At 41.6% G+C, this 19,374-nt stretch carries 16 protein-coding genes; 14 read left to right on the top strand and 2 right to left on the bottom strand.

What is annotated here, in order from left to right; all coding sequences use genetic code 11:
- Nucleotides 1–193: 193 nt before the first annotated feature.
- The 13 genes from PMI_RS08645 to nuoN all read left to right on the top strand — a co-directional run bounded on the left by PMI_RS08645 (nucleotide 194) and on the right by nuoN (nucleotide 15,142).
- The gene (locus tag PMI_RS08645; protein WP_004243698.1) at nucleotides 194–646 is read left to right on the top strand and encodes an NADH-quinone oxidoreductase subunit A; all 453 of its coding nucleotides are present in this window, start codon (nucleotides 194–196) and stop codon (nucleotides 644–646) included.
- Nucleotides 647–663: 17 nt separating this feature from the next.
- Nucleotides 664–1,338: a NuoB/complex I 20 kDa subunit family protein gene (locus PMI_RS08640; protein WP_004243697.1), complete on the top strand. Its 675-nt coding sequence runs from the start codon at nucleotides 664–666 to the stop codon at nucleotides 1,336–1,338.
- Between the two features lie 76 nt (nucleotides 1,339–1,414).
- On the top strand, nucleotides 1,415–3,211 hold the full coding sequence (gene nuoC / locus PMI_RS08635; protein ID WP_004243696.1) for an NADH-quinone oxidoreductase subunit C/D: 1,797 nt from the start codon (nucleotides 1,415–1,417) through the stop codon (nucleotides 3,209–3,211).
- A 2-nt stretch (nucleotides 3,212–3,213) separates the two neighbouring features.
- Complete coding sequence (nuoE, locus tag PMI_RS08630; protein ID WP_004243693.1) at nucleotides 3,214–3,759, top strand: NADH-quinone oxidoreductase subunit NuoE; 546 nt, start codon at nucleotides 3,214–3,216, stop codon at nucleotides 3,757–3,759.
- On the top strand, nucleotides 3,756–5,120 hold the full coding sequence (gene nuoF / locus PMI_RS08625; RefSeq protein WP_004243692.1) for an NADH-quinone oxidoreductase subunit NuoF: 1,365 nt from the start codon (nucleotides 3,756–3,758) through the stop codon (nucleotides 5,118–5,120). Before nuoE ends, nuoF begins: the two co-directional genes overlap by 4 nt.
- 62 nt (nucleotides 5,121–5,182) lie before the next feature.
- A complete protein-coding gene (gene nuoG / locus PMI_RS08620; protein WP_170827684.1) occupies nucleotides 5,183–7,906 on the top strand; it encodes an NADH-quinone oxidoreductase subunit NuoG in 2,724 nt (907 codons plus the stop codon).
- The gene (gene nuoH / locus PMI_RS08615; protein ID WP_004243690.1) at nucleotides 7,906–8,883 is read left to right on the top strand and encodes an NADH-quinone oxidoreductase subunit NuoH; all 978 of its coding nucleotides are present in this window, start codon (nucleotides 7,906–7,908) and stop codon (nucleotides 8,881–8,883) included. The genes nuoG and nuoH overlap by 1 nt, the downstream gene beginning before the upstream one ends.
- A 14-nt stretch (nucleotides 8,884–8,897) precedes the next feature.
- Complete coding sequence (gene nuoI / locus PMI_RS08610) at nucleotides 8,898–9,440, top strand: NADH-quinone oxidoreductase subunit NuoI (protein WP_004243689.1); 543 nt, start codon at nucleotides 8,898–8,900, stop codon at nucleotides 9,438–9,440.
- 12 nt (nucleotides 9,441–9,452) lie between these two features.
- Nucleotides 9,453–9,986 carry an NADH-quinone oxidoreductase subunit J gene (nuoJ, locus tag PMI_RS08605; RefSeq protein WP_004243688.1) on the top strand — a complete coding sequence of 178 codons (534 nt, stop codon included), beginning with the start codon at nucleotides 9,453–9,455 and terminating at the stop codon, nucleotides 9,984–9,986.
- Entirely contained in the window at nucleotides 9,983–10,285 is a 303-nt protein-coding gene (gene nuoK, locus PMI_RS08600) for an NADH-quinone oxidoreductase subunit NuoK (RefSeq protein WP_004243687.1), read from the top strand. Before nuoJ ends, nuoK begins: the two co-directional genes overlap by 4 nt.
- Nucleotides 10,282–12,117, top strand: a complete 1,836-nt coding sequence (nuoL, locus tag PMI_RS08595) for an NADH-quinone oxidoreductase subunit L (RefSeq protein WP_012368101.1) — start codon at nucleotides 10,282–10,284, stop codon at nucleotides 12,115–12,117. Before nuoK ends, nuoL begins: the two co-directional genes overlap by 4 nt.
- 19 nt (nucleotides 12,118–12,136) lie before the next feature.
- A complete protein-coding gene (gene nuoM, locus PMI_RS08590; protein WP_004243685.1) occupies nucleotides 12,137–13,666 on the top strand; it encodes an NADH-quinone oxidoreductase subunit M in 1,530 nt (509 codons plus the stop codon).
- 6 nt (nucleotides 13,667–13,672) lie between these two features.
- On the top strand, nucleotides 13,673–15,142 hold the full coding sequence (gene nuoN, locus PMI_RS08585; protein WP_012368100.1) for an NADH-quinone oxidoreductase subunit NuoN: 1,470 nt from the start codon (nucleotides 13,673–13,675) through the stop codon (nucleotides 15,140–15,142).
- A gap of 364 nt (nucleotides 15,143–15,506) precedes the next feature.
- On the opposite strand, the gene PMI_RS08580 is transcribed toward nuoN, so the two are convergent.
- Nucleotides 15,507–16,514: an alpha-xenorhabdolysin family binary toxin subunit B gene (locus PMI_RS08580; RefSeq protein ID WP_004243678.1), complete on the bottom strand. Its 1,008-nt coding sequence runs from the start codon at nucleotides 16,512–16,514 to the stop codon at nucleotides 15,507–15,509.
- A gap of 14 nt (nucleotides 16,515–16,528) precedes the next feature.
- The gene (locus PMI_RS08575) at nucleotides 16,529–17,740 is read right to left on the bottom strand and encodes an alpha-xenorhabdolysin family binary toxin subunit A (RefSeq protein WP_004243675.1); all 1,212 of its coding nucleotides are present in this window, start codon (nucleotides 17,738–17,740) and stop codon (nucleotides 16,529–16,531) included.
- A 211-nt stretch (nucleotides 17,741–17,951) separates the two neighbouring features.
- On the opposite strand from PMI_RS08575, the gene PMI_RS08570 reads away from it, so the two are divergent.
- On the top strand, nucleotides 17,952–19,280 hold the full coding sequence (locus PMI_RS08570) for an isochorismate synthase (protein WP_012368099.1): 1,329 nt from the start codon (nucleotides 17,952–17,954) through the stop codon (nucleotides 19,278–19,280).
- The last annotated feature ends 94 nt before the right edge of the window (nucleotides 19,281–19,374 follow it).

The following is a 19,374-nucleotide window of genomic DNA, read 5'->3' as shown; positions in this document are numbered from 1 at the left end:
ATTTGTTAAGAAGCGACGGAAAACTGAGTGAGTTATCACAATGTTTTCCTTAAAAGAAGAAAGGTTTAAATAGATTGTTATCATTTATTTAATTAGCAAGTCTGTTGTTTTACCTTTTTTTTCGTATTAATAAATGTGGTGTAAACCGCCGGATAAGAGTTGGTTAATTGACACCACCTTTGATGAGTAAGCAATGAGTATGTCTACGACCACCGAAGTTATCGCCCACTATTGGGCATTTGCTGTCTTCTTAATAGGCGCATTGGGGTTATGTTCGCTCATGTTGCTGGGTGCCCGCTATTTAGGCGGCCGTGCACAAGCAAGGGCTAAACATGTTCCTTATGAATCTGGCCTTGATTCCGTTGGCAGCGCTCGTCTGCGCATGTCAGCTAAATTCTATTTAGTTGCCATGTTTTTCGTAATTTTCGATGTTGAAGCACTGTTTCTTTATGCTTGGGCCGTTTCCGTACGTGAAGTGGGCTGGTTAGGCTTTATTGAAGCAGCTGTCTTTATCGCAATTTTATTAGCTGGATTATTCTATTTGGTTCGTATTGGTGCATTAAATTGGACACCAGTTCGCTCTCGCCGTGAAACCGCGGGTAAAAGCCATGTCAGATTAACCAGCGGCAAACATCCGCAGCAGTAATAAGCGAGGCATTAAAAATGGATTATACGCTCACCCGCATAGATCCGAACGGTGAGAATGACCGTTATCCCCTGCAATCACAGGAAATTGTCAGTGACCCGTTAGATGCTCACGTTCATCGCAGCGTGTATATGGGAAAACTGGAACATGCGTTACATGACGTTGTGAACTGGGGCAGAAAAAACTCTTTATGGCCATATAATTTTGGTCTTTCCTGTTGTTACGTTGAAATGGTGACGTCATTTACTGCGGTCCATGACGTAGCGCGTTTTGGTTCTGAAGTATTACGTGCTTCCCCTCGTCAAGCTGACTTTATGGTGGTTGCAGGAACCTGCTTTACAAAGATGGCGCCCGTTATTCAGCGTTTATACGATCAGATGTTAGAGCCTAAGTGGGTTATTTCCATGGGAGCTTGTGCTAACTCTGGTGGTATGTATGACATCTATTCGGTAGTGCAAGGTGTCGATAAATTCATTCCTGTTGATGTGTATATCCCAGGATGCCCACCTCGTCCAGAAGCTTATATGCAAGCATTGATGTTATTACAAGAGTCCATTGGTAAAGAACGTCGCCCATTATCTTGGGTGGTGGGCGACCAAGGCGTTTACCGTGCCAATATGCAGTCAGAACGAGAAAGAAAACACGGTGAGCGGATCGCAGTAAAAAATCTGCGTACTCCAGACGAAATTTAAAGGCTTTTGCCTAAGACGTAACCAGAGCAATGTGTTGCGATCATAGTAACCCTGATCAAAGTTGTGGTGAATAGAAATGACCGATCAGATAGCGCAAAATAGCGCACGGCCAGCGTGGGAAACCAGCGATCATATTGATGATCAGGTGGTTAACGAACTGCGTCAGAAATTTGGGCCAGATGCGTTTACATTCCAGCCGACTCGTACCGGCATGCCAGTGGTATGGGTTAAGCGGGAACAACTTATTGAGGTTATGCAATACCTCAAATCTTTACCAAAACCATATGTCATGCTGTACGACTTGCATGGCGTTGATGAGCGTGTCCGCACGCATCGTCAAGGCTTGCCGGCAGCTGATTTTTCCGTTTTCTATCATCTGATATCACTCGATCGTAATAAAGATATCATGCTGAAAGTCGCATTAAGTGAAAAAGATCTTAATCTACCGACTCTCACTTCTATCTTTCCGAACTCGAATTGGTATGAGCGTGAAGTGTGGGATATGTTTGGGATCGTCTTTAACGGACACCCTAATCTACGCCGTATTATGATGTTGCCGAATTGGGAAGGTCATCCACTGCGTAAAGATTATCCCGCTCGTGCGACAGAATTTGATCCTTATGTGCTGACTAAGCAGAAAGAGGATCTGGAAATGGAATCACTGACCTTTAAACCAGAAGAGTGGGGAATGAAACGCGGTACTGAGAATGAGGACTTTATGTTCTTAAACCTCGGTCCTAATCACCCATCTTCTCACGGTGCATTCCGTATTATTTTGCAACTTGATGGCGAAGAAATCGTCAACTGTGTACCTGATGTTGGTTATCACCATCGTGGTGCAGAGAAAATGGGCGAGCGTCAATCATGGCATAGTTATATTCCTTATACCGACCGAATTGAATACCTTGGTGGTTGTGTTAACGAAATGCCTTATGTACTGGCGGTGGAAAAGCTTGCCGGTATTGAAGTACCTGAGCGCGTTAAAGTCATTCGTGTCATGCTGTCTGAGCTATTTCGTATTAATAGCCATTTACTGTATATCAGTACCTTTATCCAAGATGTTGGTGCGATGACACCGGTATTCTTTGCCTTTACTGATCGTCAAAAAGTTTACGATATTGTGGAAGCAATCACCGGTTTCCGTATGCATCCGGCATGGTTCCGTATCGGTGGTGTTGCCCACGATTTACCAAAAGGGTGGGAACGCTTACTACGTGAATTCTTAGATTGGATGCCAAAACGTCTTGATTCTTACGTTAAAGCCGCCTTGCAAAACAGCATTTTAAAAGGCCGTACCATTGGTGTTGCCTCTTATAACGCTAAAGAAGCGTTAGATTGGGGGGTAACGGGTGCCGGGCTTCGTGCTACAGGGGTTGAGTTTGACGTGCGTAAATGGCGTCCATACTCAGGGTATGAAAACTTTGAGTTTGAAATTCCAGTGGCAAGCAATGGTGACTGTTACGATCGTGTCATGCTGAAAGTCGAAGAATTACGTCAAAGCTTACGTATTCTCGAGCAGTGTTATAAAAATATGCCAGCAGGGCCATTTAAAGCCGACCATCCACTGACGACTCCGCCACCAAAAGAGCGCACATTACAGCATATTGAAACCATGATTAACCACTTCTTACAGGTTTCATGGGGCCCTGTTATGCCTGCGAATGAATCATTCCAGATGGTGGAAGCCACTAAAGGGATCAACAGCTATTATTTAACCAGTGATGGCAGCACGATGAGCTATCGTACGCGTATTCGTACGCCAAGTTTTGCTCACCTGCAACAAATCCCAGCGGTTATCCGCGGTAGTCTGGTTTCTGACTTGATTGTCTATCTGGGAAGTATCGATTTTGTAATGTCGGATGTGGATCGTTAATCATGCAAAATGAATTAAACCATAAAGAGGATGCCGCGAAGATTGAAATCGTTGATGTAACTCATTCAAAGAAAAACACGTTTGTTTTAACGCAAGAAGAGCGTGCTGAAATTGAACAAGAAAAACATCACTATGAAGATCCCCGTGCTGCATCGATTGAAGCGCTGAAAATAGTGCAAAAAAATCGAGGTTGGGTTGAAGACGGTGCTATCTATGCTATTGCCGATGTGCTTGGTATACCGGCTAGCGATGTAGAAGGGGTAGCAACCTTTTATAGTCAAATTTTCCGCCAACCCGTCGGCCGTCACATTATTCGTTTTTGTGACAGTGTGGTTTGCCATATTACAGGTTATCAAGGCATTCAGGCAGCTATTGAGAAGCACCTCAATATCCTTCCTGGCCAAACAACACCAGATGGTCGTTTTACCTTACTGCCAACCTGTTGTTTAGGTAACTGTGACAAAGGTCCTACTATGATGGTAGATGACGATACTCACAGTTTTGTTAAACCTGAAGAGATTGAAACGTTACTGGAGCAGTATCCATGACAGCAATTTCAGGAGCAAAACCGATTATTCGTAGCGCAGAAACGCATCCGCTAACGTGGCGCTTACGTGATGATCGTCAGCCAGTATGGCTGGATGAATACCGTGCAAAAAACGGTTATAAAGCGGCAGAAAAAGCATTAAAAAGCATGGCACCCGATGAGGTGACCTCTGAAGTTAAAGATGCAGGCTTAAAAGGACGTGGTGGTGCTGGATTCTCAACAGGCTTGAAATGGAGCCTGATGCCAAAAGATGAAAGTATGAATATCCGTTACATCCTTTGTAATGCAGATGAAATGGAGCCGGGAACCTATAAAGACCGCCTGTTAATGGAAGAACTGCCACATCTGTTAATCGAAGGGATGATTATCGGTGCGCATGCACTGAAAGCTTATCGTGGTTATATTTTCCTACGTGGTGAATATATTGAAGCGGCTAAGCACCTGCGTCATGCTATTGAAGAAGCCAAAGCAGCGGGTTTTTTAGGCAAAAATATCTTCGGCTCTGGTATCGATTTTGAGCTATTTGTTCACACAGGAGCAGGTCGTTATATCTGTGGTGAAGAAACAGCACTGATCAACTCACTGGAAGGTCGTCGTGCTAACCCTCGCTCGAAACCGCCATTCCCTGCAACCTCCGGTGCTTGGGGAAAACCTACCTGCGTGAATAACGTTGAAACGCTGTGTAACGTACCCGCGATTATTGAGCATGGCAAAGATTGGTATATCGGTTTAAGCGCCGGTAAAAGTCCAGATGCAGGTACTAAATTAATGGGATTCTCTGGTCGCGTGAAATATCCAGGCTTATGGGAATTACCTTTTGGTACTACAGCTCGTGAAATCTTAGAAGATTATGCGGGGGGGATGCGTGATGGGCTGAAATTAAAAGCTTGGCAACCCGGTGGTGCAGGAACGGATTTCTTAACAGAAGATCATCTCGATCTCCCTATGGATTTTGGCACGATCGCCAAAGCTGGTAGCCGTTTAGGTACTGCGTTGGCGATGGCGGTAGATAATGAAATTAACATGGTTTCATTAACCCGTAACTTGGAAGAGTTCTTTGCGCGTGAATCTTGTGGCTGGTGTACACCTTGTCGTGATGGCTTGCCATGGAGTGTCGAAATCTTACGCGCGATAGAAAAAGGTCAAGGTCGTCCTGGTGATATTGAGACTCTTGAGCACCTCTGCCGCTCTTTAAGCCCAGGGCACACATTCTGTGCTCACGCACCAGGGGCAGTAGAGCCTTTACAAAGCGCAATCAAATATTTCCGTGAAGAATTTGAGGCTGGCATTATTCAAGAAGACTATACCAATGCCAATCTTATCCGTGGTATTCAGCCTAACTTGCTGAAAAGCCGCTGGTAGTTTTTCACGATACATTCTAGGTTTAACGCCTGCAATGCAGGCCTTTGGGAAGCATGCTGACTATGGCTACGATTCATGTAGACGGCAAAGAATATGAAGTTAACGGGGCTGATAACCTGTTAGAAGCCTGTCTTAATTTAGGCTTAGATATTCCTTATTTTTGCTGGCACCCAGCGCTGGGAAGCGTTGGCGCTTGCCGCCAGTGTGCGGTTAAGCAGTATCAAAATGCTGAGGATACCCGCGGTCGCTTGGTAATGTCTTGTATGACACCTGCGGCTGATGGCACGTTTATCTCCATTGATGACGAAGAAGCGAAAAAATTCCGCGAAAGCGTTGTTGAATGGTATATGACTAACCATCCTCACGATTGTCCTGTTTGTGAAGAAGGGGGAAACTGCCACCTTCAAGATATGACCGTTATGACAGGTCATACTATGCGTCGCTATCGCTTTACTAAGCGTACACATAGAAACCAAGAGTTAGGGCCGTTTATTTCTCATGAAATGAACCGCTGTATTGCTTGTTACCGCTGTGTTCGTTACTACAAAGATTATGCTGATGGCACTGATCTGGGTGTCTTTGGTGCACATAACAACGTGTTCTTTGGACGGGTTGAAGATGGCACATTAGAGAGCGAATTCTCAGGTAACTTAGTTGAGATTTGTCCAACGGGTGTCTTTACTGACAAAACTCACTCATCACGTTATAACCGTAAGTGGGATATGCAGTTTGCACCTAGTATTTGCCAAGGTTGTAGCATGGGTTGCAATATCAGCCCAGGTGAGCGCTATGGTGAATTGCGCCGTATTGAAAACCGTTATAACGGTACAGTAAACCGTTACTTCCTTTGTGATCGTGGTCGTTTTGGCTACGGTTATGTCAATTTAGCGAGTAGACCTCGTCAACCTAAAAAACGTTTAGGCAGTAACTGGCTTGAAATCAGTGCAGCACAAGCAACGCAAGCCGCTGCAGAAATGCTGAAGAAAGGGCAACGTGTTGTCGGTATCGGCTCACCACGAGCCAGTATTGAAAGCAACTTTGCTTTACGTGAAGTGGTTGGTGCTGAAAATTTCTATAGTGGTATTTCAGCTGCAGAGCAGGCTCGCTTGACCTTAATGCTGGATATTTTACAAAAAGGTGGCGTTTATACTCCATCTCTCCGTGAGATTGAAGACTATGACGCAGTACTGGTGTTAGGTGAAGACTTAACACAGACAGGTGCTCGTATGGCACTGTCAGTACGTCAAGCCGTAAAAGGTAAAGCACGTGAGATGGCAGCCGCACAAAAAGTGGCTGATTGGCAAATTGCTGCCATCATGAATATCGGTCAACGGGCGAAATATCCACTGTTTGTCACCCATGTTGATGAAACTCGTCTGGATGATGTTGCCGCTTGGAGTTATCGTGCGCCGGTGGTTGAACAAGCGCGTTTAGGTTTTGCCATTGCTCATCATATTAATGGTGAAGCCCCTGCGGTTGATGGCTTAGATGAAGCATTGAATAAACAGATTGACATGATTGTTCAAGCCTTATCGCAAGCGAAAAAACCGTTAATCATTAGTGGTAGTCATGCGGGTAGCGAAGAGGTTATCAAAGCGGCTGCTAATATCGCTTTTGCCTTAAAAGCCAAGGGGAGCGAAGTTGGTCTCTCTTATGTGGCAGATGATGCCAATAGCATGGGGCTGGCGATGATGAAAGCGAAACCACTGGATGACGCATTGAAAGTGATGCGTAGTGGTCAAGCAGATAGCGCTATTGTGATGGAAAACGACTTGTATCGCCATTTTGCCGCCGACGTCATTGATGACGCGATTGCTAAAGTGGATCACCTAATTGTGATTGACCATCAGCAAACTGAGATCATGGAAAAAGCACACCTTGTGTTACCTGCTTCCTCCTTTGCTGAAAGTGATGGCACTATGGTGAGTCAAGAGGGCAGAGCGCAACGTTACTTCCAAGTGTTTGAACCTTCTTTCTATAACAAAGAAGTGGTGATGCATGAAAGCTGGCGTTGGCTAAGTGCTGTTGATTCACAATGGCATGAAGGTAATCTTGACTGGACGCAGTTAGATCATGTGATTGAGCTATGTGCAACGCGTCTACCGCAATTTGCCGGTATTGTGAATGCGGCACCTAATGCATCATTCCGTATTCGTGGTCAAAAATTAGCCCGTGAACCGCATCGTTATAGTGGTCGTACTTCCATGTTGGCAAATGTTTCAGTACATGAACAGCGTCAACCTAAAGATATCGATAGCCCATTTGCTTTCTCTATGGAAGGAAACAACAGTCCAACGGCTCCTCGCCAGCAAATTCCATTTGCATGGGCACCGGGTTGGAACTCACCACAAGCATGGAATAAGTTCCAGTCTGAAGTCGGGGGAAGCTTACGTTTTGGTGATCCGGGTGTACGCTTAATCGAATGCAGTGATAACACATTAGGTTATTTCACTGATATTCCACCAGCCTTTAACCTAGTTGAAAATCAATGGGTTGTAGCTCCTTACTATCGTCTGTTTGGTAGCGAAGAGTTATCGCAACGTTCACAAGTGATCCAACAACGTATGGACAACGCTTATTTAACCGTGAGTGAATCTGATGCCATCGCATTAGCATTATCTCAAGGTCAACAAGCGATGTTTACTTACGAAGGTCGTGAATTCACCTTACCTGTGAAAATCAGTGCTCACTTAACCCGAGGTCAAATTGGCCTTCCGTTAGGGATGGCTGGCATTTCGCCATCACTGGTGGGTGTATCGGTTCGTCAACTGCGGGGTATTGCATAATGAGCTGGTTATCTCCTGAAGTTACAGAGATTTTACTCACTGTTTTAAAAGCCGTGGTGATCTTGCTGGTGGTTGTCACTTGTGGTGCTTTTATGAGTATGGGGGAGCGTCGTCTACTGGGATTATTCCAAAACCGTTATGGGCCTAACCGTGTAGGTTATGCAGGTTCAGCACAGTTAATTGCGGATATGATCAAAATGTTCTTTAAAGAGGACTGGATCCCAAAATTTGCTGATCGCTTTATCTTTACCATAGCACCAGTGATTGCCTTTTCTTCCTTATTATTGTCATTTGCTATTGTGCCAGTTAGCTCAACCTGGGTTGTGGCTGATTTAAACATCGGTATTTTATTTTTCTTGATGGTAGCGGGTTTAGCGGTGTATGCCGTTTTATTTGCTGGCTGGTCAAGTAACAATAAATATTCGTTATTAGGTGCAATGCGTGCTTCAGCACAAACAGTTAGTTATGAGGTTTTCTTAGGACTTTCTATTTTAGGTGTTGTGGCACAAGCGGGTTCGTTTAACTTAACGGATATTGTCAATTCGCAAGCCCATATGTGGAACATTATCCCACAATTCTTTGGCTTTATTACCTTTGCGATTGCTGGCGTTGCCGTTTGTCACCGTCATCCTTTTGACCAACCCGAAGCAGAGCAAGAGTTGGCTGATGGTTATCACATTGAATATTCCGGTATGAAATTCGGTCTGTTCTTTGTCGGTGAATATATCGGTATCGTTGCCGTTTCTGGCTTAATAGTGACGTTATTCTTCGGTGGTTGGCAAGGTCCTTTCTTACCGTCATTCGTTTGGTTTGCACTGAAAACAGGATTCTTCATGATGATGTTTATTCTGATCCGTGCATCATTACCGCGTCCGCGTTATGACCAAGTGATGGCTTTTGGTTGGAAGATCTGCTTACCGTTAACTTTAATCAATCTGTTGGTCACTGCTGCAGTGATCCTCTACAACGCTCAATAAGGGGTGATTGAACCATGACTTTAAAAGAGTTAGTGACTGGTTTCGGCACCCAGGTACGCAGCATTTGGATGATTGGCTTACACGCCTTTGCCAAACGCGAAACGCAGATGTACCCGGAAGAACCTGTCAATGTTGCACCGCGTTATCGTGGACGTATTGTATTGACCCGTGATCCTGATGGTGAAGAGCGTTGTGTTGCTTGTAACTTGTGCGCAGCGGTGTGCCCTGTTGGTTGTATCTCATTACAAAAAGCAGAACATGAAGATGGTCGTTGGTATCCTGAGTTTTTCCGTATCAACTTTTCGCGTTGTATCTTTTGTGGCTTATGTGAAGAAGCATGTCCAACAACGGCTCTACAATTAACCCCTGATTTCGAAATGGGTGAATTTAAGCGTCAAGATCTGGTTTATGAAAAAGACGATTTATTAATTTCAGGGCCTGGTAAATATCCTGAATATAACTTTTACCGTAAAACAGGTATGGCGATTAATGGCAAAGATAAAGGTGAAGCAGATGATGAAGCGAAACCTATCGATGTCAAAAGCCTGTTACCGTAAGGAGCGATATTCATGGAATTTGCATTCTATATTGCAGGACTGATTTCAATCCTTGCCACTTTGAGAGTAATAACGCATACCAATCCGGTACACGCACTGCTGTATCTGATTGTTTCATTAATTGGCCTTTCAGTGGTGTTCTTCTCGTTAGGTGCCTATTTTGCAGGTGCTTTAGAGATCATCGTTTACGCCGGCGCGATTATGGTGCTATTCGTATTCGTTGTGATGATGCTTAACTTAGGAAAATCGGTCGTTGAGCAAGAGAGAAAATGGTTACAGCCTAGATTTTGGATAGGGCCGGCGATTTTGTCTCTGGTACTGTTAATTGTATTGGTTTATGCAATTAGTAGTGTCACTCATGGTGAGATTAGTGGCGAGATTATTGGGGCGAAAGAAGTCGGTATTAGCTTATTTGGGCCTTATATTCTGGCTGTTGAGTTAGCCTCCGTTCTCTTATTGTCAGGATTAATTGTTGCTTATCACATCGGTCGTGATCAGAGCCATGACGATCTCGTCGAAAACGAAAAAGTAGGGGAGCCAAAATGATACCTCTTCAACATGGTTTGATCTTGGCTGCGGTACTATTTGTGTTAGGTTTTACTTGCTTAGTACTTCGCCGCAACCTGTTATTTATGTTGATCGGACTCGAAATTATGATTAATTCAGCTGCGCTAGCCTTTGTGGTTGGTGGTAGCTATTGGGGTCAAACAGATGGTCAGATTATGTATATTCTGGCAATCAGTTTGGCAGCGGCAGAGGCAAGTATTGGCTTGGCATTGTTATTACAACTTCATCGTCATCGCCAAAACCTCAATATTGATACAGTCAGTGAGATGCGCGGATGAATATACTCTATTTAACCTTTGTGCTACCACTGCTGGGATTTTTACTGCTCGCATTCTCAGGTGGTCGTTGGTCTGAAAATGTATCAGCATGGATTGGCACGGGCGCTGTTGGTTTATCAGCTTTAGTGACACTTTGGGTGGGGATAGATTTCTTTGCTCACGGACAAGAAACAGAAGTCTTAACACTCTGGACTTGGATGTCAGCGGGGAACTTTACTATCCCATTTACGTTGGTGCTTGATGGCCTATCATTAACCATGCTAGGTGTTATCACTGGCGTTGGTTTTCTTATTCATATGTATGCATCTTGGTATATGCGTGGTGAAGAAGGATATTCTCGCTTCTTTGCTTATACCAACTTATTTATCGCGAGTATGGTTGTTTTAGTATTGGCTGATAATATGATGCTGATGTATATGGGTTGGGAAGGGGTTGGTTTATGTAGTTACTTATTAATTGGTTTCTACTATAACAACCCAGCTAATGGCGCGGCAGCAATGAAAGCATTTATTGTTACCCGTATTGGTGATGTCTTCTTAGCTATCGGTATGTTTATCCTGTTTGATCAATTAGGTACGCTAAGTTTCCGCGAAATGGCGGTACTGGCTCCTGAACAACTGACCGCAGGATCAAGCATCATTAACTGGGCAATGTTAATGGTCTTAGGGGGTGCGGTAGGTAAATCAGCACAACTGCCATTACAAACTTGGTTAGCGGATGCGATGGCCGGTCCAACACCTGTTTCTGCGTTGATCCACGCCGCCACCATGGTTACCGCTGGTGTGTACTTAGTTGCCCGTAGTCATGCGCTATTCTTAATGGCACCTGATATCTTAGAATTAGTCGGTATCGTTGGTGCAGTGACATTAGTATTAGCGGGTTTTGCGGCTTTAGTACAAACCGATATCAAGCGTATTCTTGCTTACTCAACCATGAGCCAAATTGGTTATATGTTCTTGGCGTTGGGTGCTCAAGCATGGGATGGCGCAATTTTCCACTTAATGACTCACGCATTCTTTAAAGCATTACTGTTCTTATCTGCAGGTTCAGTGATTATTGCCTGCCATCATGAACAGAATATCTTTAAGATGGGCGGGTTACGTAAGAAGATCCCATTTGTTTATGCATGCTTTTTAATTGGTGGAGGTGCTTTAGCAGCATTACCACTGTTAACAGCAGGGTTCTTCAGTAAAGATGAAATCTTATGGGGTGCGTACGCAAACGGACATTTCAATTTAATGTTAGCAGGTTTAATTGGCGCATTCTTTACGTCACTTTATACCTTCCGTTTAATTTTCATCGTATTCCATGGTGAAACCAAAACCGAAGCACACCAAGTTAAAGGCTTCACTCATACTTTCCCATTAGCGGTATTAGCGTTGTTATCAACCTTTATTGGGGCGTTAATTACCCAACCGTTAGGCGATGTTTTCCCAGAAAGCACCGTTACTCATGAAGGTAAGTATGTATTAGAAATCCTTTCTGGTGTGGTAGCGATTGTAGGCGTTGCCATTGCAGCATGGTTATACCTGAAACAGCGTCAACTTGTTTCTCAGGTGGCAAATACCAAAACAGGGCGTTTCTTCTCAACATGGTGGTTCCACGCATGGGGATTTGATGCACTGTATGAGGTGCTGTTTGTCAAACCTTATAAAGGTGCGGCATGGCTTATCCAAAATGATCCTGTTAACCAATTCTTTAATCTCTTTGGTTGTCTCTTTAAAGGCGCCAATAAAGGCTTGAGTTTCAGTGAAAACGGATTAGCGCGTTGGTATGCGGCTTCTCTCGGTTTAGGTGCAGTGCTGGTTATCGCTCTGCTGCTTCTGGTTTAATTAAGGGACACATTGCGCCATGTTATTACCCTGGCTAATACTTATTCCCTTCATCGGTGGCCTGCTAAGTTGGCAGGCTGAACGAATCGGCTCGCAAGTTCCTCGCTGGGTTGCGTTGCTGACGATGGGATTAACACTCGTTATTTCTGTGCAACTGTGGTTGCAAGGTGACTATCAACTGATTAGTGTTGATGGAGCACCTCGCTGGACAGAGTTTTACTTTGTACCGTGGATCCCTGCTTTGGGGATTAATATTCAGTTTGCACTTGATGGCATGTCATTATTGATGGTGGTATTAACTGCTATTTTAGGTATTTTAGCGGTGCTCTCTTCATGGAGCGAAAATCAACCATCACAAGGGGCTTTCCATTTCAACCTGCTGTGGATCTTAGCAGGTGTTATGGGGGTATTCTTAGCGACTGACTTGTTCTTATTCTTCTTCTTTTGGGAAATGATGTTGATCCCAATGTATTTCCTTATCTCTCTTTGGGGACATAAAGGAAGTAGTGATGAGAAACATGTTAGTGCAGCAACTAAGTTCTTTATTTATACACAGGCGAGTGGCTTGTTAATGTTGCTGGCCATTATCGGTTTAGCTGTCGCTTTTTACAGCAAAACAGGTATTTGGACGTTTAATTATGACACCTTACTACAAGCGCACACCTTATTAGGTAGTGAACTGCAATTTATTCTGATGCTTGGCTTCTTTGCTGCATTCGCAGTAAAAATGCCAATTGTCCCCGTTCATGGCTGGCTAGCTGATGCACATGCAGAAGCACCAACGGCGGGCTCTGTTGACTTATCAGGTATTTTGCTAAAAACAGCCGCTTACGGTTTATTACGTTTTAACTTACCGTTATTCCCAGAAGCGTCTGCATTACTGGCACCTGTTGCGATGTGGCTAGGCTTAATCACCGTATTCTACGCTGCACTGTTAGCATTCCGTCAAACGGATATTAAACGTCTGGCCGCTTACAGTAGTATTTCTCACATGGGCTTTATCGTGATTGCGATTTATGCTGGCTCTGTTTTGGCTTACCAAGGTGCGATTATTCAAATGATCACCAATGGTTTGTCTGCTGCCGGTCTGTTTATCATGTGTGGCATGCTGTATGAGCGTTTAGGTACGCGTGATATGAATCAAATGGGTGGATTGTGGAAAAGCATCCGTTTCTTACCAGCATTTTCACTGTTCTTTGCGGTTGCCTCTTTAGGTATGCCAGGAACAGGTAACTTTGTTGGTGAGTTTATGATCCTATTTGGTACTTATGGCCACTTTAAGCTGATCACTATTATTTCGGTCTTTGGGTTAGTTTTTGCTTCTGTCTACGCTTTGTGGATGATGCAACAGGCTTACTATGGTTCACCGAAAACAGCAGAAAGAACCTATAAAGGGTTAAATCTGAGAGAATTTTTGATCCTGTTTATCTTGGTGGTTTTATTGGTTATTTTGGGCTTCTTCCCACAACCAGTATTAGATACTTCGATATCAGCAATGGAAAATCTCCAGACTTGGTATTCCGCTTCTCTTTCAACAGTAAGGCTGTAATTCGCCATGACAATAACTCCTGAACAATTGATCGCAATGCTACCGCTGTTAGTCGTCATCTTGACGGTGGTGGTGGTGATGCTGTCCATTGCGTGGCGACGCGATCACTTTACTATTGCCACCTTGACAGCAACTGGTTTTATCATCGCTCTCGGATCACTTTACTACGTTAATGCATTAGGCGTAGTTGATGTGACCACCCTCTACCATGTAGATGGTTATTCCAGCTTTTTCACGGCATTAACTATTATTGCTGGTTTAGGTACGGTTGCTTTTGCTTATCCTTGGTTGGAAGGCTATCAAGATAATAAAGAAGAGTTTTATATGCTGGTGGCGATTGCTGTCATTGGCGGTATTTTACTCTCTTCTGCGCACCACTTGGCGTCAATGTTTATTGGTATTGAGTTACTAACATTGCCGTTATTTGGTCTGATTGGTTATGCTTTCCAACAACGTCCTTCACTGGAAGCGAGCATTAAATATATGCTGCTTTCTGCGGCGGCCTCTTCTTTCTTGTTATTTGGTATGGCACTACTTTATGCTGAAGCAGGAAATCTCTCCTTTACGGCGATGGGGCAAAGTTTAAGTGATAGCAATATCCATAAACCATTAGTACTTGCTGGGTTAGGCATGATGTTAGTGGGAATTGGTTTTAAGCTCTCTTTATTCCCATTCCAATTATGGACACCGGATGTATACCAAGGTGCACCAGCACCAACAGGTGCATTTTTAGCGACAGCGAGCAAGATTGGTATATTTGCGGTAGTGATGCGCTTATTCCTTGAAGCACCGGCGGCGGATAGCGAAACATTACGCATGATCTTAGGCTTTATGGCTATTGCCTCTATCCTGTTTGGTAATATCATGGCGCTGACTCAGAAGAACGTAAAACGTTTACTCGGTTACTCTTCTGTCTCTCACCTTGGTTATTTACTGGTTGCATTAATTGTCTTGCAATATAGCCCTATACTGGCACAAGAAACCGCTGAGATTTATTTAGCAGGTTATCTCTTTGCAAGTTTAGGTGCATTTGGTGCGATTGCTGTGGCTTCTAGCCCGTACAATAAAGGTGAATTAGAGTCTCTTGAAGATTATCGTGGGCTTTTCTGGCGTCGTCCTGTTGCTGCCGTCGTGATGTCATTAATGATGCTATCACTGGCAGGGGTGCCAATAACATTAGGCTTTATTGGTAAACTGTATGTTATTCTTGCTGGTATTGATTCAAGTTTGTGGTGGTTAACAGGCATGGTAGTGTTAGGTAGTGCGATAGGTTTATTCTACTATCTACGTGCTGCAGCTATCGTTTTCTTACGCAAACCAGATAACGATAATGCACCAGCGGTTACGACCACATCACAAAATATGGCAACATTAATTACTTTAGTTTGCGCCATTATCGTGATTGTATTAGGTGTATGGCCACAACCATTGATTGAGCTGACACGTTTTGCAATCATTGCACCTGCGATAAATTAATTTTTATCTGCCCGTTGTTATGATAAAGAGCCTGATATTTTATCAGGCTCTTCAAACTACGGAAAAGTCCTCGCTTTTAGTTAGAAGTTTGATCTACTCAGGTTAGTACAAATAGTGAGCTAACCGATATGTTAAAAGAATACCTTCCCCCAGCAATTTTTGTTCGCAACAATCCCCCTTGATAAACTTGTTCCTGAAGATGACCTTATTCATAAAGTCGATACCATTATGGACTTTGAATTTATTTATGATGTTGTTGCTTATACCGAGTGAATGCACCAGATTATATTGAACGGTTCTATATCTACTATACCAATCATACCCCCTGTTTTAAGGGGGTTATGATGTCTGGCTAGTGAAAATATTATTGATAATGGTGTGAAAAGTGATTAAGGAATACAAGATGAGGTGAGAGCACGGTTTTTGCCTCGGAAAGATTGCGTTTTAATTGTATCAGTTGCTCTATTAATGTATGCCAATACTGCTCTAATAGCGATAATTGTTGATTTAACATATCAATATATTGATTGATTTCTGTGACTGCATAATAACGACTTAGGGTAAATAAGAGAGCTTGTTTTTTCTGTTCTAGTTTGGTTAGATTTTTTATCTGTATCAAATAGTTATCAATAAGAGTATGACGTGTCTCTACCAGTTTTTGGTAAGAAAACCCTTTCTCCAGATGGGTAAAAAATTGCTTTAGCAGATCGATAAAAACAGAGAGAATATCTTTTTCTGAAGAAGCCAACTGCAGTTTAGAAATTGTCTGTTTACTTGGCAGGTGAGAGGTAAAAAAATCGAGGATATTTTTATTATAAATAATATCTTCACTTTTAGTAATTATATCGAGTTGTTCTTTAATTTCATTAATCGATAACTTTTGCTTGGCTATTTTCTCATTGATTTCAATAGATATTTCTTCTTTATTTCTAATTAATTTATCTATTTCACTAATAATAGTGGTGGTTGTTAAGAGCTGTTTTTTATCATTAATAAAACTGATGTGCTTTTCTATAATTTCTATAGATTCAGTTAATTCATCTTTAAATAACTGCTCAATAAACATTTTCTCTTGGAGCAGTTTTTCTGATAATTGCTGTGTTAACTCTCTATCAGCCATTGCATGATTAATTTCATTAATATTTTTAAATATCCCTGTTAACAATTTCTGGTTTAGCCGGCTTTTTAGCAGAATAGAGAAAATAATTATTTCATCATAAATTTTATTATTGTTTATTGATATGGTAATAAGATTATGATTTAAGATATTATCATGTTCAAATAGTTCAGAAGTTATTTTTCTAATTGATTTAATAGTATGGAAAAATTGATTGCAATCAAATTCCTGTAATTGCGAAGTTACGCTATTCATAACATTTCCTTTTGTTATTTAGATGAATAAAAAGAGGATAAAGCTTCATCAAATACCGCCATCATTTCCTTTGAGTAACCGACCACCATATACCAAGGTGCAATGATTTTTTCTAAATAAATACTAAATCTAATTAACTCCATTGCATTATCAATTTTTTTAAAATTAATTAATGAAGCATTAATTTCAGTTAAAATTGTTTGCCACATATAAAGAAGATGCTCCACAGACATATCAGCATCTTCAATATATTGTTCTATTTCGTCTAAATCGACTTGAAAACGTTGTAAACACTCAGAAATAGTTGATTGTTGTTTTATTCCTTTATTGATATTATGTAGTTTCTCTATTGTTTCATTTCTTTTTTTACGGATTTTTTCAGCTTTTGAACCAAAGATCCCTCCAGTAATGATCACACCAATAATACCGAATGCTAACCCCGTAAAGGCGAGTTTCACGAAGTGTTGATACTCTTTTTTTAATATTTCAATTTCATTTTCTAATAAAATTCTCTGTTCATTTAGTGAGTCATCACTATTATCAAAAAAATCATTAATATATTTCTTTTTATTAATGATATCATAATAAATTGAATGACATATATTACCTTTACTATTTTCACCTCCCACAATTTCTATTCTAAAATCATAAATCATGTTTTTTATTTTTAAGGTATTATTATATTGCTCATTAATATCATTTTTCATGCTTTCTAAAATGGCAACAAGTTGCTTAGACACTTTTTTATCTTGTGTTGAATATTTTATTGAACTGAGTTCTTCTGGTGTGATATCTTCAATTTTCCTATTTATTTTTTTTATAATTGGCATTTTATTAATAAATGCCAATAGTTGCTCACCTGTACTCGTGATTTCTCTACCGGTGATCTCTAAATCAATAGCTTGCTGTTTTACTGAGTATTCAATTTTTTGCCATTCAAAGGCATGTGTTCTCATATTTAAGAAGAGGGTTTGAATAGTTTCAGCTGATATTTGGGAAATGTTAATATCTTCGTAGCCTAATAATTCAATAATAGTGTCTTTTTGATAAGGTAATTTTAATACTTTATCAATATAAGATTTGATTTTATTAAGATCATAAGGTGTAAAAATACCCGCACTACGTCCATGATCGATATTTTTACCTAGAATTAAGCTAAGAGTGACTTCGGGAAGTTGGTATTGTTCAATCACTTTATCTATATGATCAAGGGTGGTTGTATCCATATAACCTCTCTTATGTATAATTATTTGTTATGATTAAGGCATAATTTAGAAGTGATCTGTTTTCCATTTGCGATTATCTGGTCAATGCTTCTCCTTTGTAACATGAAAACAACAAAAGTTTGATAAATGACAAAGGTTATAATTAATCAGCACTTTGATAATTCTTATAGAGACGTATAATCTTTCTTTTCATTAGTAGTAGGTATTTAGAGTGGAAAAGGTTAATCCTGTGTTTTCGACACTGTACGAAAAAGTTAAAAATATAAATCTGACAGCACAAGATGATCTTTTACATTTGAAAGTTATCTTGCCATCAGAGGTGTCATTTTCCTTACTTTCATGGCTAGCAGCACAAACGTATTACCCGCAATTTTATTGGCAACATCGTGATGAAAGCGAAGAAGTAGCCGTTTGTGGACAAGTTAAGTGCTTTAATCATATCCGTGATGCTCATCGATTTTTAGCAACACATCGGCATTCATTGCATGCTGATGATGTGCGTATTTGGGGATTAAACGCGTGGGATACCATTATTCCAGGGCGTATTGATAAAGAAAGGGGGGATGATGCTTACCTTTTTTTACCTCGTATTGAAATAAGACGTCAGCAACAACTGTCGATCCATATTAATTTATTGGCAGAAGAAGATAAGCAAAGTGCGCTTGCTTTTATTCGCTCACTTAAAAATGCACTGAATATTGCACCTTTATCTGTCAAAGTAACATCTGTAGAGCACTCGTTAACGCAACAGCAATGGACTGACTATCTTAATATTGCTTTAGATGAAATCAATCAAGGCGTATTTGAAAAAGTAGTACCTGCACGGGCAACCTGCTTAAGCTTAGATAATCCGTTAAAAGCTATTCAATTTATGAAAGCAAGTCGAGATGTTAATCATCATTGCTATCATTATATGCTGGCTTTTTCACCTACTGATGCTTTTATGGGCTCATCACCAGAAAGATTGTATAAACGCGATGAATTTGTGCTTTATACCGAAGCGTTGGCGGGCACTGTGGCAAGTTCTGATAATGAACAACAGGCCATAGCATTTGCTGATTGGCTAATGAACGATAAAAAAAATCAACATGAAAATCTGGTGGTAGTTGATGATATTTGTCAGCGATTACAAGGTGGGATAGAAGGGATTGATGTATCATCAGCAGATGTGATCCGCTTACGTAAAGTGCAACATCTGCGTCGCTATATCCACGGTAAACTTATCCATGCTGATGATGTGGATTGTTTACAGCGTTTACAACCTACCGCGGCTGTTTGTGGCTTACCGCGCTCTATTGCGCGCACTTTTATTCGTCAACATGAACCTTTTGAACGCCGTTGGTATGCTGGCTCTGCGGGCTATTTGTCTTTGCCTCATGCCGAATTTGCGGTTAGCCTGCGTTGCGGTGAATTGCATGATGATGCATTAACGCTTTATGCTGGCGCAGGGGTGGTTGCGGGATCTGATCCTTTGCAAGAGTGGGCTGAAATTGAAAATAAAGCAGCAGGTTTACGCACTTTATTAGAAAAAGAGTGTTGAATTCTTTGCAGTTTATCCAATGGCTCTCATAATATATAAACTGGGTGTTGATAAGTAGTACTGATTAGGATGCCATTTAGTGCTACTTTCAACT

Origin of the sequence: Proteus mirabilis HI4320 (assembly GCF_000069965.1) — a bacterium.
Lineage (GTDB): Bacteria > Pseudomonadota > Gammaproteobacteria > Enterobacterales > Enterobacteriaceae > Proteus > Proteus mirabilis.
This window is presented reverse-complemented; position numbering and strand designations above follow the sequence as displayed.